The sequence below is a fragment of the Terribacillus halophilus genome, from assembly GCF_900162685.1.
GTDB classification, from domain to species: domain Bacteria; phylum Bacillota; class Bacilli; order Bacillales; family Amphibacillaceae; genus Terribacillus; species Terribacillus halophilus_A.
On sequence record NZ_LT727827.1, the window covers coordinates 444,610 to 465,585 of the forward strand.

Here is a 20,976-nt window from a genome sequence, read left to right on the forward strand (position 1 = left end):
CTATCAGGTAAAATACTCAATTCGTGACTGCGGAAACATTTTATAAATATTACTGCCTATCACGTCTTTGATTTCTTCTTGCTCTTCATTTTGATACACATACTTTCCAATACCATAACGGCCCCACTTGTACTTCCGCTTATTTTCATCCAGCTCAAGCTTCGACATCGGATAGTTCTTCTGAATAACACGTTTCGCCGGCTTCGTAAAACGATGCTGAATCAATTCAAAGGTCAGGTTCTTTTTGGCATGAGCAGGAAGAGCTGCTTCGAGATGCTCCAGCATCTCCGGATATCCTTGCTGCCAGCCTTCATGCAGATAAATTGGCGCTACAATAAAACCTAACGGATATCCAGCTTCGGCTACCTTTACAGCTGCCTCTATTCGATCCTTCAAGCGGGAAGTACCTGGTTCAAAGTACTTGATAACATAATCGTCATTAATACTGAAACGGAATCTTGTTCGGCCTTTGTGATCTGCATCAAGCAAGTGATCGACGTGCGCAAATTTTGTTACAAAGCGCAGCTGGCCATGCTCCGAGCGGCCAAAGTATTCGATTGCATGCTTGAGTGTATGCGTCAGATGATCAATACCAACGATATCTGAGGTACAAGAAGCTTCAAAACGTGTTTCCTCCGGCGCTCTTTCCTTCATATACTGCTCAGCGGCATCAAATATCTCATCTGTGTTTACATACGTGCGAATATACGGTTTAGATCCCATCGTAGTCTGCAGATAACAATAATGACAATGTCCCATACAGCCTGTCGCAAATGGAATTGCATACTCTGCCGATGGTTTGGATGTATCGAATTTCAATGTTTTCCGCACACCAACGACTAATGTTGATTTTGCTGTACGATATTTTTGGAAGTCATTATCCCCGGGCAGGTTACGAACCTGATTATGGGAAGTCGTTTCACGAATTTCCACTCCCATATCTTTGAACTTGTCTCGCAGCTGCACACCTAGCGGATATTCCAACGCTCTCGGTTCAATATAAACAAGCTGCGGTACAAATGGCTTAACCATAATAACCACCTTCGGACAAACCGAAAGCAGACACGTACGCTTCTTCCGCTTCACCAAGATCTTGATAGACCGCCACTTCATCAGTTAGCGGATAGTACGTTTCATAAACAAACAAAGCCAGTTCACCAGGTTTCTCTGGGTTATGAACAACCGCTGCTTCCTGTATATTGGCAACTCCCTGTGCATGGGGATTGCGAATGATCACATATACAACCTCACCTGCTTGAAAAGTATCCATTCCAATTGCCTCCTTTGTACATACTGCAACTAGTTTGTACACATTGGCTGCAAAACATGTAAAAAAATGAACCCTTTTCCAAGAAGTATTCGTCTACTTCATAGAGGAGGGTTCGAAGGTGAAAAGTTTGATAGCTGTTTTTTTATTGCTAATCCTATCTTTTATTAGTTACTACTTGCTAACCAATTAATTTATATACGAAAACGAGCGATAGAAGTTTGCAATTCTTCCGCCAAGAATGCAAGCGAGCTGGAGGAAGCGGCAATCTCCTGCATGGCTGCCAGCTGCTCTTCTGTTGCTGCTGACACACTTTCTGTCGATGCTGCACCTTCTTGTGCTACCCCATTCACTTCAGCAAGTGAACGATCGACAGTTTCAGAACCACCTATTAACCCTTTCAATGCTGCGCCCACTTCTTGGAAATCTTCCACTAGACTAGCTACTGCTGTCTCAATTTGCGTAAAGGAACGACCAGCTTGATCAACAACGCGTGTACCCGCTGTCACTTCATCGGCAGCATGCTGCATGAGGCCAATTGTTTTTGTCGTATCCTGCTGGATATAGCTTACAAGCGAAGCAATCTGAGCCGCTGCTCCGTTCGTCTCTTCTGCAAGTTTCCGCACTTCATCGGCGACTACCGCAAATCCTTTTCCGTGCTCTCCAGCACGAGCCGCCTCAATCGTAGCATTCAGTGCCAGCAGATTAGTTTGTGCGGAAATGTCTGTAATCACTCCTGTAATATCGCTAATCTCCTTAGAGCGCTTATTCAAGCTCTCAATCGATTCTGATAGATTTTGTACATGAGATGTAATCGTATGCATTTGCTGATTTACATCTTTTATTGCACGGCCGCCCTCGACTGACAGCTCGGATGTTTTTTCTACTGCAGTTTCCACATTTTGCGAATTCATGACTATTTTATTCGTATGCTGTTTCATATCACTCATCGTTGCACCAGTTACCGTTAGCAGTTCCAGCTGCTGGCCTGAACCTTCTGCTAGCTCCTGCATCGTCTTGGCAACATGCTCGGACGACGTACTGCTTTGCTCTGCACTCGCGCTTAATTCTTCCGAAGAGGCAGCTACTTGCTGCGATGTGTCATGAACCACGCGAATAATGGAACGCATCCCATCTGCCATCGTATTATATGACGCTGTTAGCTCTCCTATTTCATCCTTGGATTCATACGTACCATTAGAAGTGAAATTACCTTCAGCAGCTTTCCCTAATAAATTCCGCAATTCATTTACAGGTGAAACGATGAGCCGTGCAATGAAAATCCCTGCTGCTATTAATAGCAGCAAAGCAACTGCAATTGTTGCGCCTAGAATAATGGTAGCTAGTTGTACATCTTGCTTAGCCTGCTCATATGTTTGCTTGGCATTTTTTATATTTTGTTCTTGCAGCTGTTGTAATGCCTCATTCACACTTCTCCGATGAGGAATCTGTTCAGAAACGTACAGTTCATAGGCTTCTTCGTTTTTATTCTCTAACGCCAGCCGCAGCACCCGGTTTCTGACACTATTCAAATCACTGCGCTGCTGTTTGTACGTTTCAAACAGTTCTCTGCCTTTTGTTGATAAATCACTATTCTCCAACTTGTCCATTTCTTCGTCTGCGTTGAGGATGGATGTTGTAAGCTTATTATTCAGTTCATCACTTCTAGTTTTATCTGATGCAAGCATGAGTTCTAACATATAAGCATCATTCGCCCTGTTGTACTCACTTATCTTGCCTACTGACAAATTCGGCAGCATCTTGTCTTTATACATTTCTTCTGTTTCTTGTGCCATATCCCGTGTGGAAAGCAAGCCAACTGCACCTACAATCCCTAAAGCCACTGCACCGATTAGAATCAAGATAAGCAGTTTCATCTTGATTTTTACATTTCTAAGAACTTTCATTTTCCGTATCCCCTTTGAGAATAGCTACTATACAGCCGCTACGGACCATATAATGACTATCCATATATCGGCCTGGTTGGTGAAAAATAAAGCTTTTTTAAGAAAATGCAAAGATTTCCATGCATGAAAATAACCTATCACCAAGATAATCGTAATCCTTGGTAATAGGCTGGATTTGAATTATGTATTATCGACTAGGAAACAAGCCGCTTTCAGCTACTGTTTTTGGTCCTGGTTTCCCAATATAATAGCCTTGCGCTAAATCAATACCAATCTGCTTACAAAAAAGAAATTCCTCTACCCTTTCAATCCCTTCTGCCAGCACCTTTGTCCCTAACGCTTTGGCAACGGTAATGACCTGATGCAGAAATGCTTGCTTGTCTGCATTTTGATCACAATAAGAAATATACGCTCGATCTATCTTTACTACATCGGGCTCCAATTCTTTGAACAATTCCAGTGTCGAATAGCCGGCTCCGACATCATCAAGTGCGACTTTCATTCCTTCTTGCTTGTATCGTTTAAAAATACGTTTTAAGCGTGCGACGTCATCAAGTTTCTCTGTCTCAACTACTTCAAAAACAAGATCACGCGGATCTATATGATATCTTTCAACGGTTTGGAAAGTTTGTCTCAAACAGAAGTCGGGGTTATAAATGGTGGACGGAAGAAAGTTGATAAAGCTCTTTATCCCTTTTGCTATTCCTTCTTCTGCTCTTTTCTTTACTGCTGTCTGTCTCGCACGCTGATCCAGCATAGAAGTGAGCCCTGCTTCTGAAGCAAAAGTAAACAGCGCGGCAGGGGATACTTCCCGTTTATTCATTCGCAAAAGATGTTCATAACCGTATATTCTTTCATCCTCTATCGAAATAATGGGCTGTACATAAGAATGGAACGCCTCTTGATGGATAATCTCTGTAAATTGCGGATAAAGAACACGATGAAACAGCTCCTCAACAGATATCATGGGATATTGATGGGTCACTTTCTCAGCAACTGTACATACGGCACCGTTCATGTTATGGTGCCGCAGCGTAAGGAGCATTTGTTCCAGCTGCTGTAACGTAAAGTATTGAAAAATAGAATATGTATCTGTTTGTTTGTGCGGATTTCCAATTGATAAGTTTTTATTTGTATCAGGCAGCTTCAGTAGCAATTCCCCAGCATGGGGGATATGCAGGACCGTCCCGCACATTGCGCACACATAGGATTGCTCCATTATGCTTCACTCTTTTCTGCTGCTATAACCTGTACAGCATATTTACGCATTCTAGGTCCATCAAATTCACAGAAATAAATGCCTTGCCACGTACCGAGGACAAGCTTTCCTTCTGATATGGATACGGTTTGGGCATGCCCCACAGTACTTGTTTTTAGATGTGCTGCTGTATTCCCCTCCATATGCCGATCCTTAGGATGTTCCCAAGGGTACACCTCATCAAGCCGGCACAGAAAATCACGCTTCACATCTGGATCTGCATTCTCATTGACAGTAATACCTGCTGTGGTATGCATAGAAGAGATATGCACGATCCCCTCCTTGATGCCAATAGATTGAATATAACGCTGAATAGAGTCCGTAATGTCGATTATCTCATCGTGATGCTTCGTTTCTAAAGGGAAAATGTTCATAGCTCTACCTCCTAATCTATCTATATACCCAAATTTATTCGACATTCTTCTACAAAATCCTTCTTTAACTAAAAAAAGTGTTTTTTGCTTTTACAGTGGTGTAACCATAAGAAAAAGCAGTCCGCATTTGCAGACTGCTCTTATAAACTGCGCTGTTTATCAAGTATGGAAGCGAACGATGCGGCGAACTCCTGGCAGTTGCGTATATCCTCGTCTTCCGGTGAAAGATCCACCTTGAGACTTTCAGACACAATCTCCGCTCCGCGCTCCTTAAACTTTTCTTTAAATGTGTCAATAGCGGCACCAAAGCTTGTATAAATGGAATCACAAGACCCGAAAAGGGCAACTGGCTTGCCTTCTAGATCGATGTCATCTAATTCATCATAGAAGTCCTCGATTTCATATGGGATATCTCCGTCGCCCCAAGTGTAAGTGCCCATTAAGATGCCATCATAATCTGTCAATTTAAATACATCAACCTCATCTATATCAATCTGGAGCTTCGTTACGTCCGCTCCTTGCTCTTCTAACGTTTGTTCCATAATGTCAGCCATTTCTTCCGTATTGCCTGACATACTGGTGAATGCAATCAGAACACTTGCCACCTTCATTCACTCCCCTTCATCTGCCCTCATTTTAATTGATAACCATTCTCAATGTCAAATGGAGCGCTTAGGAAGCATCAGTTTCCTTTGATAGCTTGGTAAGCAAGTTTGAAGTTCTTCTTCGTATCTTCCCCAAAGACATTAAGATCTCCTTCAAAGATTTGATCAACTGTTAGCTGATAAGCTTCCTCGACTGTACAGCCGCGGGTGTTCAGCAGCAGGCGAAAGTAGGATAAGAAATATTCCTCACTCAGAATCGCTGCGTTTTTCATCATATTCATACTACCTTTCCTTATGAATCCATGCTACTAGCGTAACATAGATTCTGGGGTATAATACAGGATACAGCAGTATATGCGGAAAGAGAAGGTTTGTTCATGAAGATCTATATTGCAATCGGGTGTGGCGGCAGCATTGGGGCACTGCTGCGCTACCTTGCCGGAATAGTTATTCCGCAAACAGCAAATTTCCCCATGAGTACACTAATCATTAATATCCTCGGCTGCTTTCTTATGGGATATGTAACGAACTTAGTTAAGCAGCGTTACTTTGCTCAAAAACAAGCGTTGGCAAAGGGGCTCACCACTGGTATGATCGGTGCTTTCACGACATTCTCGACGGTCAGTCTGGAAGCGGCTCTGCTCATACGAGATAGTATGATAAGTGTCGCACTAATTTACTTGGTAATCAGCTCCGCGGCCGGGTTAGCAGCACTTATGCTTGGCTTGCGGCTAGCACCAGATCCATCACGAGGGAGGCAGTCAGCATGAATATGCTCTTTGTGCTCCTTGGAGGCTGGCTGGGAGCCATATCGCGCTACGAAATCAGCAAGCAAGGACAGCGCATATGGAAGAAAGAATTTCCTCTGCCGACCCTGCTGACAAATGCAGCTGGTTCCTTTTTGCTGGGGCTTGTGTATCAATTAAATTGGGGTGTAGAATGGCAAAACTTCCTCGCTGTCGGATTCCTGGGCTCCTTTACAACTTTCTCCACTTTCCATCTGGAGCTAGTCCAGTTAGGGAGTAAAAGAAAGCTTGCTGCAGCTATCAGTTATGTGCTCGGCAGCTATGTGCTCGGTATAATGCTAGCAATAATCGGCTTCTCCATTTAAAAAGGGACACTGCGCTTGGCAGTGTCCCTTTTCGTGTTTAGTAACTGTCTATTGTGTTGCTGTCTTGCGTGTTGTGCTGATCTATCGGTTTGCGGACGATTGCCAAGATACCTGCAACCAGGTAAAGAATGGACGTTACAAACGATCCAAACAAAGTTAAGATTGCTGACAGTACCGCTGTCACAATAAAAACTACGCCAGCAGCTGTTGATCTGCTGTTACGACGTAATAAAACAATACCAACGATACCTAGAATAGCTGAAATTGTACTAACAACAACGAAATACCACCCTAAACCACCAAAGAAGCTGCTCATAATATCCGCGTCTTCCGTTGTGATTGTAGGGTCATTGTATAATTCCTGCGATATGTCATCTCCAGCTACGCCAATCAATATCCCAGTTAAAATAGCACCTAATGCATTAAGAACAACACCGATGATTCCCAGAACCTTTTCTGCAGTACGTTTAATCATGCTGTTTCTCCTCTCTCTTTTTGTCTATTCGATATGCTGTGCTGGTCTTCTGGCCAATACCATCACACCAGCAATAAGATACAACATTCCGCCGATAAATCCCGCTAATAATGTCGCAATTGATCCTACTAATGATACGATAATCAGCATAATCCCTAATCCTGTTTGCTTGCGATCAGCTTTTAACTTAACCGCTGCAACAATACCGAGAATCGCACAAATTAAGGCTACGGCAATTACAACAATACCAAAAACATTTGCTATATCTGCAATCGCTCCAGAATCAACTGGTTGATTTACGCCACTATCCAGAATTTCCTGGCGTGCAGTTTCCGGGTCATATGCTGCTAAACGAATCCAAGTCGAGATTGCAGTATAAAGGAAGACGACCGCACCAATGATGGCAAGTACTTTCTCCGCTGTACGTCTTAGCATGTTCCTCCTCCTTTCTGCAATTACTTCTTAATATGTTTCTCCTCTATCATTATATTGCTCAACTGGCTTACGCACAATCGCCATGATGCCAGCAATCAAATAAAGTATGCCGCTGATGAAGCCAAAAAAGACAGAAAGAATAGTCCCAAGGACCGCCGTAATGATAAGCAGAATACCTGCACCCTTCGCAGGTTTATTATTTTTCAGCATTGCCAGAGAAACAAAACCAAGGATTGCACAAATAACGAGTACAATGATCAACCATATAGATACTCCGTTCATAAGACCTGACAATGCTTCCGCTTGATCTTGTGATATATCACTCTGGTTTGTAAGCTGATTTGTCGTGGTTTCTTCTGAAGCACCTAATCCCAATGCAGTCCAACCACCAACGATTAAGAATAAAACCGCTCCAATAATAACCAACACTTTTTCCGCTGTTCTTTTTACCATAATAATTCCCCTCTCCTATTGATTAATTACCTGCTACATCACGTTTCGTGAACAATACCCAGCCTATTACAAGGAAGATCAGATAATACACAATAATTGTTACAACCGCGAATGTAAGCGTTAGATCTTCAACTAACTTCATACCCGTTGTGAACTGTGTCAAATCCAGATTTGAGAAAAGTACATATTTAGCAAATGGCTTGTCATAGATAAACAAGACAATGGAACTGCCCGCAAACATAAGGAAAATAGCTGTACCAATTGCTAATGCACCATTTCGCAATGCTGCTGAAATCATAAAGGCAAATGTTGCCCATACAACTAGTTTAACTAGCTGTAACCCATAGTCCTGTGCAATACGTGTCCACACAGACACTTCTACTACTTTTCCGTCCTTCACCTGTAGTACAGAGCCGTCTCCCCCGAGACCGAACAAAAGCATTCCAAATAGCCAGGAGAAGATAAATAATACGATTAATGCGGTTAACGCAAAAAGTAAGACACTTGTGTATTTCGCAAAGAAAATTTTCGTCCTTGTAGCTGGCCGAATTAACAGGAGCTTAATCGTTCCCCATCGGTATTCATTCGCTATGATACCACCAGCTACAATAATCGTAAGTAAGCTCAGCACACTAGTCAGCATGTTGCTGTCATATAGAAAATCCCACGCCGTCATTCCATCTGGCATCAAATCATTTTCTATGCGGTAATTATTTATTAAAATCTGCGTGTCAGCTTGGTCAATCTCAGCAAGAGATTCGTTCTGGTCTTGAAGTTCTTGCTTCCATGTTGCTTCATCGTAATCTGTTGTAAAGTTATCTGCTGTCCGTGTTATTAAGGCAAATCCTAGTACAACAACAACGAGGATACCCAGCATAATCCATGTCGCCAGCTGGCTGTACAGTTTTGTCTGTTCATTCCGCACCAGTTGGAAAAAGTTACTACTCAATGACATTCTCTCCAATCACGTGTAAGAATTTATCTTCTAATGTCTTCCGTTCAACTGCTACAGCATACATCTCGATATCCGCTACAGCTAAAGCCTTAATAATTGGCGGCATCTGATCACGAGAGATTGGGAATAACAGCTGATTGTTATTGTCAACTGCCGCAATGCCAAACTTTTCTTGAAGCAGCTGTTTGGCATTTTCAAGCTGCGCTGCTGAACAATCTATCTTTACCATTTCTTCTGGCACGTCCTTGTCCGTACTATGGACTTCTTGGATAGAAATAAGTTCGCCGTTCTTTAAAATACCGATACGATCACACATTAATTCCATTTCCGAGAGTAAGTGGCTGGAAACGATTACTGCCACATTCTCTTCTTCTGCTAATTTGCGAATATAATGGCGAATTTCACGGATACCGGATGGATCCAATCCATTTGTCGGCTCATCTAGTATTAATATCGATGGTCTATGTAATAATGCCTGTGCAATACCGAGACGCTGTCGCATTCCTAACGAATACCGCTTCACTTTCTGACTGATGCTTTTTTCCAATCCAACAAGCTTCACAACTTCATCAATTCGATCTCTTGTTATGCCTGGAATCATGCGAGAAAAGACAAGCAAATTCTTGTAACCAGACATAAATCCGTATAATTCTGGATTCTCTACAATTGCCCCTACATGCCGGATAGCACCTTTGAAATCTGATTTAATACTTTTTCCCTGGATTCGTACGTCTCCTTCCGAGATACGAATCAGACCTACCATCATGCGGATTGTTGTAGTCTTACCCGCTCCGTTCGGCCCTAGAAATCCAAATACTTCACCCGGCTGAATATCAAAGTCCAGACCTTTTACAATTAATTTCGAACCGATTTGCTTTTTCAAGCCAATCAGCTGCATGGCCGGTTCTGCCATTTTTTCACCCTTCCTGTAACAATTTTGTCACCTTTCCATAATATGTACGGAGCACCTTGGCCGATTGTTTCACTTTTCTATAAAAAAACCATGAATCATATGATTCATGGCGCTGTACGTATTAATTACTATATTTTTTACGTCGATTCCATACATAAAGAGCTGCTCCTGCTGCCAGCAATACAGTACCTACAGCCAAAACATTACCAATTGGAGAAGCGGTATCTGGCAGACGTTTCCCTTCTTGTTTTACCGTTTCTGCAGCAACCTTAACTGGTGTTACCACCGCTTTTTCTTTGACAGGAGCTTCATGTTTGTACGCTGTCTCTACCTGTACTTCGGGCTTTGGTACTTCTATCTCCGGCACATGTTTCACCAAGTCAGAACCGAATAGTTCACCCGTGATAGTAAAGTTAAGCAAATGGTTCCCTTGTATATCGACTAAATATACTAATAGTACTCGATTCTCTAAATTGGTCACTCGCAGTAACTCTTCCATTGTTACGGGTGTTTTTGTATCGCCGTCAACCAAATAAAAAGCTGCTTTCATTTGGAAGATATCCATTAGGTCATCCCATATAGCAATCAGTTCCTGTCCTTGCGCTTCTGTCAATTCCGTGGATGTTTCAAAGTCTCCCAGCGCTTCTGCACGTGTTGCAATATCCTCTAAACCTAAGATAAAAGCTTCCGGATTATTCACCACTACGCCTTCCATATACGTGTATGCTCGGAAAAATTCTTCTTTACTTATGCCGATCAAATCAAGAAACGGACCAGCCATTTCCCAATAATCATCCACGGAGAATTCGCCGTAACCTGTTGCTTCGTATACAAATTCAGCGAGTTCTTCATAGCTTTGAAAGTCATTCAGTGTTCTATTGTTTTCAGCTAATAGCTGATTGAATTCTTCCTGTGACAGTTCGGTTTCCTGCAGAAGGAAATGCAGAGACACGCCATTGACTTCGTTGTAAATCAATTCGTATATGTTATCCATGCTCAAATAGCTGTACAAGTCGAGCCCGTTTACGGCAAACAAATCCGCAAGTTCCTTCTCCGTTAATCCGAATTCTTCCGCTAACAATTGAAGATTTTCGGAGGTTGCGGGATCTCCCAATAACCAGTATAAATCAGAGTATAGTAGAATATCAGCCGCAGTGTATCCCTTATCGGCCAAACCCATTTCTGTCAGCGCTTTCGTTATATCTTCCATTCTATAACCCGACTCATCCAAGAAAGTCTGAAGGTTCTCTTCTGTGACAGGCTCTCCTAACCATTCCCGTAATTCTTGCAATGAACTAGCTTCATATTCTTCGATGGTCCCCCACTCAAAATCTTTTAAGTACCGGTTCAAACCTTTTACATCAGTTCCAAGCTCAACCGCATAGGCTTCCAACTCTTGTTTGTTAATGGCAGCAAACGCTGTCTGCGGTGCCACTGCTTGCAAGCAAAGCAAAACCATGATTATTCCAACCAATAGCTTCTTTGTCACGCACGTTTCCTCCTGGAAATATATTTATTTAATTCCAGATTATTATAATCTCGTAATGACAGCTTGGCTACATTTATTTTCACAGAATCCGAAGTGTTCCTCTAAAAACTGAAAAACCCCTTCGCAAAGGGGTTTTTTCGACAATTATTTCAAGGATATACCCATGCGTTTTGATCGGACTTGCATCCCCATCTTCACATAGAAATCTTCCGCTCGATTATTGAAATTCCATACGTTCAACTCAATTTCGGTAGCGCCTATCTTTTTACCGTGACGTTTGATTTTCTCAAATAAGTGACCGCCAATTCCTTTTCCGCGCATATCGGAACGGACACAAAATTCTTCAATAAAAATATGGGCCTTATGCGAAACTGTTTCGCTCGTAATCCGTATAGTAGCAAAAGCCATTACTTCCTTCGCTTTTTCTACGAGAAAAACTTTCTTGTTATCTAAGTATATATTACTCTCGAACACATGCTGATCCAGCGGTTCCGCCTTCTTGACGAAATACTCCGGCTGATGCTCATAATGTGTGTTATATAATTCCTTGTAAAGAATAGCGATTTGCTCATAATCTGATAACTTGGCTTCGCGTATCTTAAACATAGGCTTCACCTCTGCAGCTTGTAGTCTCGTTAACCAGTTTATCATGTTCGTCCCCCTCCGTCATAAAACTAATTGAAATAAACTGCCTCCAGCAGTGAAAACGCTTCTTATAAGCCATTTCTCCACAAGATAGAGGAATCCCTGCGCCACTTTGACAAGTTCCGGCGTGTATAGGAAAATAGAAGGAATGAAAGGAGGTGTATACAGATGCTGTACGCTTTTTGGAATTTATTCGCTGAAGATTTTACCTCATTGGTTTTCTATATCGGTCTAACGATGACTGTTATCCTGGCACACAAGACTACAACTAGTGTTGCCAGCCATTTTCGCTCCTCAGAAGCGATGCATTGGCAATATGTTTGTCCAATAGATAATCGGTCCTATCATATGCCGGAGCATATTGTGCACTGCAGGCCAATTATTCATTGGCTGATCCGCATAACCATGCGAAAAGATGGTCCAGATGACGATAGTGAAGCGGAGTCCTTGTTGTATGTAAAGAAAAACCATTCGATACAACAAGGAGGAAATCAATTTTGCAACGCACATCTGTATCCACTTTCTTTAAAAAGTACGGTATTATCTTAAGCTCCCTTACCCTAATAATCTTGCTGGCAGGATGCCAAGGAGAAAACGGGGCGCCATCTGATGGCGGCTGGTTCAATCACTATTTTGTAGATCCCTTTTCTTACTTGATTAAATTAATTGCCAGCTATATCAATGATGACTATGGAATCAGCATCATCCTAATCACATTAGCTGTTCGTCTTATCTTGATGCCCTTCATGCTAATGCAGCAGAAAAAAGGATATGAAACGCAGGAAAAGATGAAACTTTTCAAACCTGAATTAGATGAATTACAGGCGAAATATAAAAACAAGACAGACACCGAGTCACGTCAGAAACAACAGCAGGAAATGATGCAATTGTATCGCAAACACGGCATGAGTCCATTCTCTGCCATGGGGTGTCTGCCTCTGCTGATTCAAATGCCGTTTTTATTCGGTTTTTATTCTGCGATTCGCAGCACACCAGAGATTGCAACACATGATTTCCTATGGTTCAATCTCGGTACAGCCGATATTAGTCTTACCGTCATTGCAATGGCAATCTATTGGCTTCAGTACCGCGTTTCCCAGATTGGCGTCGATCCAGCCAGACGACAGCAAACGCGTTTGATTGGTATCATTTCACCACTGATGATTGGGTTTATTTCGTTCAGCTCTCCAGCTGTACTGCCTTTGTACTGGGCAGTTGGCGGTGTATTCGTCATCTGTCAGACATTGCTGGCAAAAAAACTATTCCAAAAGAAAAATTGAGCATAGAAAAAACCACCTCTCCAATCTGGAGAAGTGGTTTTTTTGCTTTTACTTATTGTACAACGTTTACTTTCAAATCTACATCGATGTTGCCGCGAGTTGCTTTGGAATAAGGGCAGAACTGATGTGTTTTTTCTAAAAGATCTTCCGCTTCTTCCTGGGAAACACCTTTCACGTCAACTGTGATAGCAGCAGCAATTTTAAAACCGTCACCATCTTTTAATAGGCTTACATCAACAGAAGTTTCTGTCTCAACGCGTTTACGCTCAGCTCTTGCTACGTGGTTGAAAGCACCGTCGAAACAAGCAGAATATCCTGCTGCGAATAGTTGTTCTGGATTAGAACCTTGCTGATCTTTCCCGCTTCCCGGCTGTACAAGATCAAGATCGATCAAACCGTCATTAGATTTTACATGGCCTTCACGTCCGCCAGTTGCTTTTGCGTGTGATGTGAACAATACGTCACTCATGTTAATTCACTCCTATTTTGTTTATTAGTTTTAAAAAAACTGCATACATTGTTATTACTTCCTTTTTACAGCTATTTTAAACATATTGCAACTGATGTGCTCACGCAGTTACATCTCTTTTGATGAAGCTGAACCAAGTTATAGCTGTAATAATAATGAAGTAGACTAGCATGACCACTATCGAAAAAGTCAATGTCATATCCGCAACTGGCGGTGTATTTCCGGGAGTGTAGGCAATTAAATCCACATTGTTGAAAAGAATATATTTTGACCAGTCATATCTAGAAAGAACCATGCTGATTGTTGGGAAAAACATTGATATAAAGATAGAGAATCCAATTGCAAGTGCTGTGTTGCGGAACACTGTGGATAAAGCAAATGCAATGGTTGCATATATCAGTACTTGGATAAAGTTCAACCCATAATCTCTTATCGTGGATACGAGCATATTACTATTCAACACTTCTCCATTTTCAATGATAATTTCTTTAGCGTCGAAGTTTGTAAAGCCAAAGAATATACCTCCGACTATAAAAGAAAATCCAATAAAGAATAAGAAGAAGATAACCATCGTTACTAGCATGCTCACATACTTAGAAGTCAACACACGGAAGCGTGATGGTGTTTTTGTGAGCAGCAGTTTGATCGTTCCTGTACCAAACTCAGTGGATACCATCCCTCCTGCAATAATGGCAACAAACATAATAAGAAAAGCTGAGCCATAGAACATAACGGTATCCATATAGGCAGGCAATGTATTATCTTGAACTGGCTGAATATCTTGATCAAGCTGATACTGAAGCAATGCTATATCACCTTCTACGTCCGATTGCTCAAGTGTGCCTTCCTCTACATATTGCTGATAATCCTTAATTTGTTGTTCGTTCTCTGCACGCCAGTCACTATTATCATCTGGCGCATAATAAGCTGTAAATGCCGCAATCGTAATAAATAAAACGGCTGCAATGCCTAACATAATCCACGTCGACAAACGACGGAATGTTTTCATATGTTCATTTCGTACCAATCCAATAAACTTAGACAATTTCCTTCCCTCCAGTCAATTCCAAGAATGTATCTTCTAATGTTTTTGTTTCTGCTTGGATACCATAAATATTAATAGCTTCCTTTGTCAGCTTGGCTGCAGCTACTGGTATTTCGTCACGTGTTAGTTCTATCATGACTTTGTCATCTTTGATTTGCGGTTTCTTGCTGCCCATATCACGAAGCACGATAGCTGCTTGTTCCACTGGCTCTACTTGGAAACTGACCATCTGTGTTTGTTCACTAGACAATTCATGAACCTGCTGCACTCCGAGCATCTTACCATGCTGAAGAACACCGATTCGGTCACACATCAATTCCATTTCACTTAACAAGTGGCTCGATACAATGACTGCTAGCCCTTCTTTTTCTGCTAGGTTCCGGATATAATGACGCATCTCGCGGATACCCGCTGGGTCAAGGCCATTTGTCGGTTCATCGAGAATAAGAACATCCGGACTGTGCAGCAAGGCTTGTGCAATACCAAGACGCTGCCGCATGCCTAGTGAATAGGTCTTCACTTTGTCGTGAATTCTATTTTTCAAACCAACTAGCTCAATCACTTCATCAATCCGTTTTTTATCGACATTGTCACTCATTCTTGCAAAATGCACAAGATTCAGATATCCAGATAAATACTTATACATCTCCGGATTCTCAACGATTGCTCCAATATGTTTCATCGCTGCACCATGAGACGTTTTAATGCTATTCCCCTTTATAAGAATCTCCCCATCTGTAATGCCCATTAGCCCGACAATCATTCGGATTGTTGTTGTCTTACCAGCTCCGTTCGGTCCTAAGAAGCCGAACACCTCACCGGGATAAATGGAGAAATTGATATTATCAATAATCTTGCGACCGCGAATGACCTTTGTAACCTGCTTAATTTCAACTGCTGGCTGTTTTTGCATACTTTTTCGCTCCTTTGCTTGTTTTAATAGCTCGAAGGCTTCTTTACTCATAAATCGCACTCATCCATTCCAAAATGCCCTGCTGCTCATCGTAGCGAAGATCTTCGACATTACGATGATCTACAATCTCTCCATCCTTTATAGCGAGAACTTCATCAAGGATCATCTCAACTTCCATAATTTGATGCGTGGAAAGCAAGACAGTTTGCTTCTCTGTATCCACGAATGTAATTAACCCTTTTACGATGGAATCACGCACAAGCGGATCCAGACCTGAAAGCGGTTCATCCATCAGCAGGACAGGCACCTCTCTTGATAAAGTTAAGATGATTTTTAAACGCCCGCGGTTTCCTTTGGAAAGGTGCTTTACCTTTGTGTTTGCATCCAAATTCATATAAGCACGAATCTCTTCTGCTTTGTCTTTGTTGAAATCAGCGAACTGCGAAGCGAAGAAATCAATTGTCTGCTGCACCGTATAAAAAGAGTAATACTCATCCAGCTCTGATAGATAACTGACCTTCGACGCAATGCGGCGCGTCACTTTGCTTCCGTCGATTTCAATCGATCCTTTTGTCGGGGTAACCAGTCCAGCGATAAGCTTCATCGTCGTAGATTTTCCTGCTCCGTTCAATCCGACAAGTCCAATGATTTTACCTTTATCAAGCTTCAAGCAGACATCTCGTAATGCTGTCTTAGTCATGTATCGCTTTGTCACATTTTTAAACTCAATCATTACTTCTGCCTCCTTCAAGATATATCCGCAATCCTGCTTGGATCTCCTCATTCTCGTAACCCATGTCATGCATAACTTGAATGAAATGCTCAATTTGATCATTTTTCAACTTTTCACGAGTAGAAAATAGAATCTCTTCATTCTCCGTTACGAATGTTCCTTGTCCTCTGCGTGATTCCACGATTCCCGATGCCTCCAGTTCGCGGTACGTGCGCTGTACCGTATTCGGATTAACTTTTGATGAAACCGCCATTTCCCGAACGGAAGGCAGCTTGTCACCAGGCTTCAATTCACCGCTGACAATCTGCCTGTTCAGCCGATCTGCCAGCTGCAGATAAATTGGCTGGGATGATTGAAATGTATCGGTCATTCTCTACACCTCTACTTTTTTGTCTAATAACCATGATGTAATGAAAAAGATGACTGTAACGACGACTGCTTCAAATAGATACATACCAGCGTATATCTTGAAATCTTGTTGAAAATTGATCATTGCATTTACGATATTGTTTTCGAAATTCATGCTGGATGCAAAGTTACCCAAGTCAATCATTCCCCACGACGTTATAACTTCGTAAAACTTTGTCAGAGGGAACCATCCAAAATAAATACCATTAAAAACCCAGAATCCAAAGAATACGACTACTCCACTAAGAAAGGCAGGCATATAACGTTCTAGGAGTAAAAAAAGAATATAAGCCAAGGTAATATACACTGCTAGGTCAAGGGAAAATAAGATAGCATGGATGGATAAAATAACGCCAATTTTCAACCACGAAGCAGCAGATAACTCTATAAATACTTCTAATCCTCCGAAATAAGCCGCTAGACTTGTAATTAGCAAGGAAAGGATTAAATATACTGTGCCGGTAAGCAATTTGGCTAGTAGCAGTCCAGATGCATGCATCGGATTATGAAGCCATAAATGCATTCTTTTCTTTTCACTTCCTAAACTGTAGAGCATATAAATCGCTAGAAAGAAAAAGTGACCAGCTCCCCAAACCAATCCGAAGATTCCAATCGGTTGCAAGATATGATCGAACTTATACCCAATCCCTCCTACAACCGCAACGCCGATAATAAAAATGATAAGAGACAGAAGAAAAATTGGTAAACCTAAACGAAATTCCTTCTTTACCAATGGCAACCATGTCTTCATAAATGAAACCCTCCTGATGTACCTCTGTATTAATTAGATAGTACACTAGTACAGAAGTACACGTCAATAGGCAAAGAAAAAAAGCTGGAACAATTTTACTTGTGCCAGCTTTTCCTTTATTTTAGCCTTCAAATCCGATTGTTTCTTTATAAGCCTTGGAATAAGCATCAGCAGCTTTAATGGCATCAACTACTTGATCAGCTGTGATTGCGCCAGGCATGTTATGAATGGATTCGCCTTCTTGCACTGCTTGTTCGGCTACTTTCTGCAGGTCTTCGTCGGAAACATCTTTTAGCTTGATGTCTTCTAGTGTAACTGGAAGTCCCAGTGCTAGATAAAAATCAATGTACGTGTTGATTTCATCTAGTGTACGGTCTTCTAGTGCAAGCTGCACGAGAGTACCAAATGCTACCTTCTCCCCATGTGTCAGGCTGTGAATGTCACCATGCAGGGCTGTGAATCCGTTATGAATCGCATGCGCTCCTGCAAGTCCGCCACTTTCAAAGCCAAGACCGCTGAGCAGTGTGTTTGCTTCAATTACTGCATCTAGAGCAGGTGTTACAATTTTTCGTTTGTTAGATTCGTATGCAAGCAGACCGTACTCAAATAGTACTTCTTCTGCTTTTTCTGCAATTGCTTGACCAGCTAGTGTTGCTTTTCCGCCTGCCATAGTAGTTCCTCTGCCTTCGATAGAAGCACGTGCTTCCACCCAAGTTGCCATTGCATCAGCAATACCGGAAGCTAGGAAGCGAGGCGGGGCTTGTGCAATGATTTTCGTATCTACTAATACCAGGTCTGGATTTTTATCGTAGAATTTGTAGCTTTCAAATGTACCTTCTTCAGAGTAGATAACACTCAAACCGCTTGTCGGCGCATCTGTGGATGCTGTCGTCGGCATGATAACAACACCAACCTGCAGTTCATCGGCAACTGCTTTAGCTGTATCAAGCGTCTTACCGCCGCCAATACCGATCACAACATTGCTTGCCTTCCCTTCGCCTGCGATGCGCTGAATCTCCTCTGTAGATGCTTCACCGCCGAATACGACTTTTGTAGATTTCACGCCTTCATTCTCTAAATTATCGAGAACTGCATTACCTGCTAAATCCCAAACAAAGTCATCCGCTAGCACAAGCGCGTTATCACCGATCTTCTTCACGTACTCGCCTGCTTTTAGCAATACATCTTTACCTTGTACATATCGACTCGGACTGGTAAATACTTTTTCCATCGTTGACCCCTCCATCACTTAAATTTGCTTACCTAATCTTCTACCCTGTTTGCCAACTTAACTAACATTAAAATCGAGGCAAAAGTGCAGCCTTTCTTGCATATATTTCAAATGGAGTAGTAATGAAGAGGAGGCCAACCATTGACACAGCAGCCGAACGAAAAATACCGGCCGGTTCAGCCCGGTACGAATTTTTATTTTCCGCCTCAGCATCAGGACCAGCAGCCTGGTATTGAAGGACTCATGCAGCCCAGACCAATCATTGAGTCAGATAGCTATAAAGGTTCAGGAAAGTTAGAAGGGAGAACAGCGATTATTACCGGAGGAGACAGCGGCATTGGCGCTGCTGCTGCAATAGCTTTCGCTAAAGAAGGCGCCGATGTTGTGATTCCTTATTACTACGAATATGAAAATGAAGATGCCAAACGAACAAAAAAACGAATTGAGCAGCTTGGTCGTCGCTGCACATTGATTGTAGGCGACTTGCGCAGTGAAGAACATTGCCGCGCCGTCGTTGCCCATACGATTAAAACGTACGGAAAGCTAGATATTTTAGTGAACAATCATGGTGTTCAATTTCCGCAACATGCATTGACCGATATCGCCACTGCTCAATGGGACGCCACATTCCATACAAACATCTTTGCTTTCTTCTATCTAACGAAGGCTGCGCTGCCGCATTTGAAGGATGGCAGCACGATTGTCAATACCACATCCGTGACTGCGTATGAAGGTAGACCAGACTTAATTGACTATGTAAGCACCAAAGGAGCAATTGTCGGTTTTACTCGTGCACTATCCCAAAATCTAGCCACAAAAGGAATTCGAGTGAACGGCGTTGCCCCAGGACCTATTTGGACACCACTTATTCCATCCAGTTTTTCAGCAGATCAAGTAGCTACATTCGGGCAAGATGTTCCGATGAAGCGTGCCGGTCAGCCGTATGAGCTCGCTCCTGCCTATGTTTATCTTGCTTCCGAAGACTCTTCTTATGTAACCGGCCAGATTATCCACGTAAATGGCGGAACAATGGTAAGTTCCTAAAAAAAGAACCTGCGCTAAGCTAGCGCAGGTTCTTTCCTGTTCTTAATAAGATGCTTTGTAAATCTCAAGTGAATCTTCTTTATTCAAAGTACGGTAGCCGCCGAACTCTCCATTCGCATAAGCTTTTTCAGCCATAAGCTCTAAGCTGTCATCAGAGATATCGTAATCGCGAAGGGTAGCTGGTGCATCAATGCTATTCCAGAACGCCCGCAATGCATCAATTCCTTCCAGCGCCGCTTCTTTATCAGACTTACCAGCTGAATCGACCCCGAAGACGCGCTCCGCAAGCTGCTTAAAGCGAGGAGCAGATTTTTCATCCAGTACATGCTTCATCCAGTTCGGGAACAAAATTGCCAAACCGCCGCCATGCGGAATATCATGCACAGCAGAAACTGCATGCTCGAGGTTATGTGTTGCCCAGTCGCCACGGTAGCCCATGTTTAATACACCGTTCAATGCCATCGTACCGCTGTAAAGGATTGTCGCACGGTACTCGTAATTTTCCAAGTCCTCAAGCAGCTTCGGACCTGTTTCCATTACTGTCCGCAACAAGGATTCACAGAAACGATCCTGCAGTTCTGTATTGGTTGTTGTATGGAAATAATGCTCCAAAACGTGTGACATCATGTCAACGATACCGTAAATTGTTTGGTCACGCGGCACCGTAAATGTGTTTTGCGGATCCAGTATCGAAAATTTCGGGAATGTATGCGCACTTCCCCAGCCGTATTTCTCGTTTGTTTCCCAGTTTGTAATGACGGAACCAGAATTCATCTCGGAGCCTGTTGCTGCAAGTGTCAGCACAGTACCAAATGGAAGGGCGTCGTCAGCGGACGCTTTCTTCGTTACAATATCCCATACATCTCCGTCATATTTAGCACCCGCCGCAATGGCTTTTGTACAGTCAATCACACTTCCGCCTCCGACTGCCAATAACACATCGATGTTTTCGTTCTTACAGATTTCAACACCTTTTCGTGCTGTTGTAACACGCGGGTTTGGCTCTACGCCAGCTAGTTCAAATACTTCTGCATCAATTTCTGCTAATTCTTTTAACACATTGTCGTACAGACCGCTGCGTTTAATGCTGCCGCCGCCATAAACAAGCAATACTTTCTTGCCATATGCAGGAATTTCTTCTTTTAGTTTATCTAATTGGTCTTTACCAAAAATCAATTTCGTTGGGTTATAAAACGTAAAATTATCCAATCTAAT

The 20,976-nt window shown here is 42.3% G+C and carries 27 protein-coding genes; 5 read left to right on the forward strand and 22 right to left on the reverse strand.

Annotated features, from left to right (window positions below; all coding sequences use genetic code 11):
• Positions 1–3: 3 nt before the first annotated feature.
• From splB to B1K52_RS03285, 7 genes are all read right to left on the reverse strand, one after another.
• Positions 4–1,032 carry a spore photoproduct lyase gene (gene splB / locus B1K52_RS03255; RefSeq protein ID WP_077305296.1) on the reverse strand — a complete coding sequence of 343 codons (1,029 nt, stop codon included), beginning with the start codon at positions 1,030–1,032 and terminating at the stop codon, positions 4–6.
• Positions 1,025–1,270 (reverse strand): transcriptional regulator SplA domain-containing protein, encoded by a 246-nt coding sequence (locus B1K52_RS03260; RefSeq protein WP_077305298.1) that lies wholly within the window; start codon positions 1,268–1,270, stop codon positions 1,025–1,027. The genes splB and B1K52_RS03260 overlap by 8 nt, the downstream gene beginning before the upstream one ends.
• A 191-nt stretch (positions 1,271–1,461) precedes the next feature.
• Positions 1,462–3,174, reverse strand: a complete 1,713-nt coding sequence (locus B1K52_RS03265; protein WP_077305300.1) for a methyl-accepting chemotaxis protein — start codon at positions 3,172–3,174, stop codon at positions 1,462–1,464.
• Between the two features lie 187 nt (positions 3,175–3,361).
• Entirely contained in the window at positions 3,362–4,393 is a 1,032-nt protein-coding gene (locus B1K52_RS03270; protein WP_077305302.1) for an EAL domain-containing protein, read from the reverse strand.
• Positions 4,393–4,806 (reverse strand): secondary thiamine-phosphate synthase enzyme YjbQ, encoded by a 414-nt coding sequence (locus B1K52_RS03275; RefSeq protein WP_077305304.1) that lies wholly within the window; start codon positions 4,804–4,806, stop codon positions 4,393–4,395. Before B1K52_RS03275 ends, B1K52_RS03270 begins: the two co-directional genes overlap by 1 nt.
• 140 nt (positions 4,807–4,946) lie before the next feature.
• Positions 4,947–5,411, reverse strand: a complete 465-nt coding sequence (locus B1K52_RS03280; protein ID WP_077305875.1) for a flavodoxin — start codon at positions 5,409–5,411, stop codon at positions 4,947–4,949.
• 77 nt (positions 5,412–5,488) lie between these two features.
• The gene (locus B1K52_RS03285) at positions 5,489–5,692 is read right to left on the reverse strand and encodes a hypothetical protein (protein ID WP_077305306.1); all 204 of its coding nucleotides are present in this window, start codon (positions 5,690–5,692) and stop codon (positions 5,489–5,491) included.
• Between the two features lie 96 nt (positions 5,693–5,788).
• On the opposite strand from B1K52_RS03285, the gene crcB (B1K52_RS03290) reads away from it, so the two are divergent.
• Together crcB (B1K52_RS03290) and crcB (B1K52_RS03295) are read left to right on the forward strand one after the other, a co-directional pair.
• On the forward strand, positions 5,789–6,181 hold the full coding sequence (crcB, locus tag B1K52_RS03290) for a fluoride efflux transporter CrcB (RefSeq protein ID WP_077305308.1): 393 nt from the start codon (positions 5,789–5,791) through the stop codon (positions 6,179–6,181).
• Positions 6,178–6,522, forward strand: coding sequence for a fluoride efflux transporter CrcB (gene crcB, locus B1K52_RS03295; protein ID WP_077305310.1), 345 nt, complete (start codon positions 6,178–6,180; stop codon positions 6,520–6,522). Before crcB (B1K52_RS03290) ends, crcB (B1K52_RS03295) begins: the two co-directional genes overlap by 4 nt.
• 37 nt (positions 6,523–6,559) lie before the next feature.
• On the opposite strand, the gene B1K52_RS03300 is transcribed toward crcB (B1K52_RS03295), so the two are convergent.
• The 7 genes from B1K52_RS03300 to B1K52_RS03330 form a co-directional block, all read right to left on the reverse strand.
• Positions 6,560–6,997: a DUF4064 domain-containing protein gene (locus tag B1K52_RS03300; RefSeq protein WP_077305312.1), complete on the reverse strand. Its 438-nt coding sequence runs from the start codon at positions 6,995–6,997 to the stop codon at positions 6,560–6,562.
• Positions 6,998–7,021: 24 nt separating this feature from the next.
• Entirely contained in the window at positions 7,022–7,432 is a 411-nt protein-coding gene (locus B1K52_RS03305; RefSeq protein ID WP_077305314.1) for a DUF4064 domain-containing protein, read from the reverse strand.
• Between the two features lie 27 nt (positions 7,433–7,459).
• A complete protein-coding gene (locus B1K52_RS03310) occupies positions 7,460–7,885 on the reverse strand; it encodes a DUF4064 domain-containing protein (protein WP_077305316.1) in 426 nt (141 codons plus the stop codon).
• Between the two features lie 22 nt (positions 7,886–7,907).
• Entirely contained in the window at positions 7,908–8,834 is a 927-nt protein-coding gene (locus B1K52_RS03315) for an ABC transporter permease (RefSeq protein ID WP_256855827.1), read from the reverse strand.
• The gene (locus B1K52_RS03320; protein ID WP_077305320.1) at positions 8,827–9,753 is read right to left on the reverse strand and encodes an ABC transporter ATP-binding protein; all 927 of its coding nucleotides are present in this window, start codon (positions 9,751–9,753) and stop codon (positions 8,827–8,829) included. Before B1K52_RS03320 ends, B1K52_RS03315 begins: the two co-directional genes overlap by 8 nt.
• Positions 9,754–9,874: 121 nt before the next feature.
• The gene (locus B1K52_RS03325) at positions 9,875–11,242 is read right to left on the reverse strand and encodes a processed acidic surface protein (RefSeq protein ID WP_077305322.1); all 1,368 of its coding nucleotides are present in this window, start codon (positions 11,240–11,242) and stop codon (positions 9,875–9,877) included.
• Between the two features lie 144 nt (positions 11,243–11,386).
• On the reverse strand, positions 11,387–11,893 hold the full coding sequence (locus tag B1K52_RS03330; protein WP_077305324.1) for a GNAT family N-acetyltransferase: 507 nt from the start codon (positions 11,891–11,893) through the stop codon (positions 11,387–11,389).
• Between the two features lie 162 nt (positions 11,894–12,055).
• Between B1K52_RS03330 and B1K52_RS03335 the strand changes: the two genes are divergently transcribed.
• Positions 12,056–12,436 carry a hypothetical protein gene (locus B1K52_RS03335; RefSeq protein ID WP_077305326.1) on the forward strand — a complete coding sequence of 127 codons (381 nt, stop codon included), beginning with the start codon at positions 12,056–12,058 and terminating at the stop codon, positions 12,434–12,436.
• Positions 12,385–13,167 (forward strand): membrane protein insertase YidC, encoded by a 783-nt coding sequence (gene yidC / locus B1K52_RS03340; RefSeq protein WP_077305328.1) that lies wholly within the window; start codon positions 12,385–12,387, stop codon positions 13,165–13,167. Before B1K52_RS03335 ends, yidC begins: the two co-directional genes overlap by 52 nt.
• 52 nt (positions 13,168–13,219) lie before the next feature.
• On the opposite strand, the gene B1K52_RS03345 is transcribed toward yidC, so the two are convergent.
• From B1K52_RS03345 to B1K52_RS03375, 7 genes are all read right to left on the reverse strand, one after another.
• Positions 13,220–13,636 (reverse strand): organic hydroperoxide resistance protein, encoded by a 417-nt coding sequence (locus B1K52_RS03345; RefSeq protein WP_077305331.1) that lies wholly within the window; start codon positions 13,634–13,636, stop codon positions 13,220–13,222.
• A gap of 100 nt (positions 13,637–13,736) precedes the next feature.
• Positions 13,737–14,681 carry an ABC transporter permease gene (locus B1K52_RS03350; RefSeq protein WP_077305333.1) on the reverse strand — a complete coding sequence of 315 codons (945 nt, stop codon included), beginning with the start codon at positions 14,679–14,681 and terminating at the stop codon, positions 13,737–13,739.
• Positions 14,674–15,594: an ABC transporter ATP-binding protein gene (locus B1K52_RS03355; RefSeq protein WP_077305877.1), complete on the reverse strand. Its 921-nt coding sequence runs from the start codon at positions 15,592–15,594 to the stop codon at positions 14,674–14,676. Before B1K52_RS03355 ends, B1K52_RS03350 begins: the two co-directional genes overlap by 8 nt.
• Before the next feature lie 43 nt (positions 15,595–15,637).
• Positions 15,638–16,327: an ABC transporter ATP-binding protein gene (locus B1K52_RS03360; RefSeq protein ID WP_077305336.1), complete on the reverse strand. Its 690-nt coding sequence runs from the start codon at positions 16,325–16,327 to the stop codon at positions 15,638–15,640.
• The gene (locus B1K52_RS03365; RefSeq protein ID WP_077305338.1) at positions 16,320–16,697 is read right to left on the reverse strand and encodes a GntR family transcriptional regulator; all 378 of its coding nucleotides are present in this window, start codon (positions 16,695–16,697) and stop codon (positions 16,320–16,322) included. Before B1K52_RS03365 ends, B1K52_RS03360 begins: the two co-directional genes overlap by 8 nt.
• Before the next feature lie 3 nt (positions 16,698–16,700).
• Positions 16,701–17,486: a hypothetical protein gene (locus B1K52_RS03370; protein WP_077305340.1), complete on the reverse strand. Its 786-nt coding sequence runs from the start codon at positions 17,484–17,486 to the stop codon at positions 16,701–16,703.
• A gap of 121 nt (positions 17,487–17,607) precedes the next feature.
• Complete coding sequence (locus B1K52_RS03375) at positions 17,608–18,717, reverse strand: glycerol dehydrogenase (protein WP_143588822.1); 1,110 nt, start codon at positions 18,715–18,717, stop codon at positions 17,608–17,610.
• A gap of 141 nt (positions 18,718–18,858) precedes the next feature.
• On the opposite strand from B1K52_RS03375, the gene B1K52_RS03380 reads away from it, so the two are divergent.
• Positions 18,859–19,761 carry an SDR family oxidoreductase gene (locus B1K52_RS03380; RefSeq protein ID WP_077305344.1) on the forward strand — a complete coding sequence of 301 codons (903 nt, stop codon included), beginning with the start codon at positions 18,859–18,861 and terminating at the stop codon, positions 19,759–19,761.
• Positions 19,762–19,803: 42 nt separating this feature from the next.
• On the opposite strand, the gene B1K52_RS03385 is transcribed toward B1K52_RS03380, so the two are convergent.
• Positions 19,804–20,970: an iron-containing alcohol dehydrogenase gene (locus B1K52_RS03385; protein WP_077305346.1), complete on the reverse strand. Its 1,167-nt coding sequence runs from the start codon at positions 20,968–20,970 to the stop codon at positions 19,804–19,806.
• Between the last annotated feature and the right edge of the window lie 6 nt (positions 20,971–20,976).

Coding starts and splice junctions, on each gene's coding strand:
- B1K52_RS03270 (WP_077305302.1), bottom strand. CDS start 4,393: ATGGAGCAATCCTATGTGTGCGCAATGTGCGGGACGGTCCTGCATATC.
- B1K52_RS03275 (WP_077305304.1), bottom strand. CDS start 4,806: ATGAACATTTTCCCTTTAGAAACGAAGCATCACGATGAGATAATCGAC.
- B1K52_RS03355 (WP_077305877.1), bottom strand. CDS start 15,594: ATGCAAAAACAGCCAGCAGTTGAAATTAAGCAGGTTACAAAGGTCATT.
- B1K52_RS03310 (WP_077305316.1), bottom strand. CDS start 7,885: ATGGTAAAAAGAACAGCGGAAAAAGTGTTGGTTATTATTGGAGCGGTT.
- B1K52_RS03285 (WP_077305306.1), bottom strand. CDS start 5,692: ATGAATATGATGAAAAACGCAGCGATTCTGAGTGAGGAATATTTCTTA.
- B1K52_RS03305 (WP_077305314.1), bottom strand. CDS start 7,432: ATGCTAAGACGTACAGCGGAGAAAGTACTTGCCATCATTGGTGCGGTC.
- B1K52_RS03265 (WP_077305300.1), bottom strand. CDS start 3,174: ATGAAAGTTCTTAGAAATGTAAAAATCAAGATGAAACTGCTTATCTTG.
- B1K52_RS03370 (WP_077305340.1), bottom strand. CDS start 17,486: ATGAAGACATGGTTGCCATTGGTAAAGAAGGAATTTCGTTTAGGTTTA.
- B1K52_RS03335 (WP_077305326.1), top strand. CDS start 12,056: ATGCTGTACGCTTTTTGGAATTTATTCGCTGAAGATTTTACCTCATTG.
- B1K52_RS03330 (WP_077305324.1), bottom strand. CDS start 11,893: ATGATAAACTGGTTAACGAGACTACAAGCTGCAGAGGTGAAGCCTATG.
- splB (WP_077305296.1), bottom strand. CDS start 1,032: ATGGTTAAGCCATTTGTACCGCAGCTTGTTTATATTGAACCGAGAGCG.
- crcB (WP_077305310.1), top strand. CDS start 6,178: ATGAATATGCTCTTTGTGCTCCTTGGAGGCTGGCTGGGAGCCATATCG.
- crcB (WP_077305308.1), top strand. CDS start 5,789: ATGAAGATCTATATTGCAATCGGGTGTGGCGGCAGCATTGGGGCACTG.
- B1K52_RS03375 (WP_143588822.1), bottom strand. CDS start 18,717: ATGGAAAAAGTATTTACCAGTCCGAGTCGATATGTACAAGGTAAAGAT.
- B1K52_RS03300 (WP_077305312.1), bottom strand. CDS start 6,997: ATGATTAAACGTACTGCAGAAAAGGTTCTGGGAATCATCGGTGTTGTT.
- B1K52_RS03345 (WP_077305331.1), bottom strand. CDS start 13,636: ATGAGTGACGTATTGTTCACATCACACGCAAAAGCAACTGGCGGACGT.
- B1K52_RS03365 (WP_077305338.1), bottom strand. CDS start 16,697: ATGACCGATACATTTCAATCATCCCAGCCAATTTATCTGCAGCTGGCA.
- B1K52_RS03320 (WP_077305320.1), bottom strand. CDS start 9,753: ATGGCAGAACCGGCCATGCAGCTGATTGGCTTGAAAAAGCAAATCGGT.
- B1K52_RS03260 (WP_077305298.1), bottom strand. CDS start 1,270: ATGGATACTTTTCAAGCAGGTGAGGTTGTATATGTGATCATTCGCAAT.
- B1K52_RS03360 (WP_077305336.1), bottom strand. CDS start 16,327: ATGATTGAGTTTAAAAATGTGACAAAGCGATACATGACTAAGACAGCA.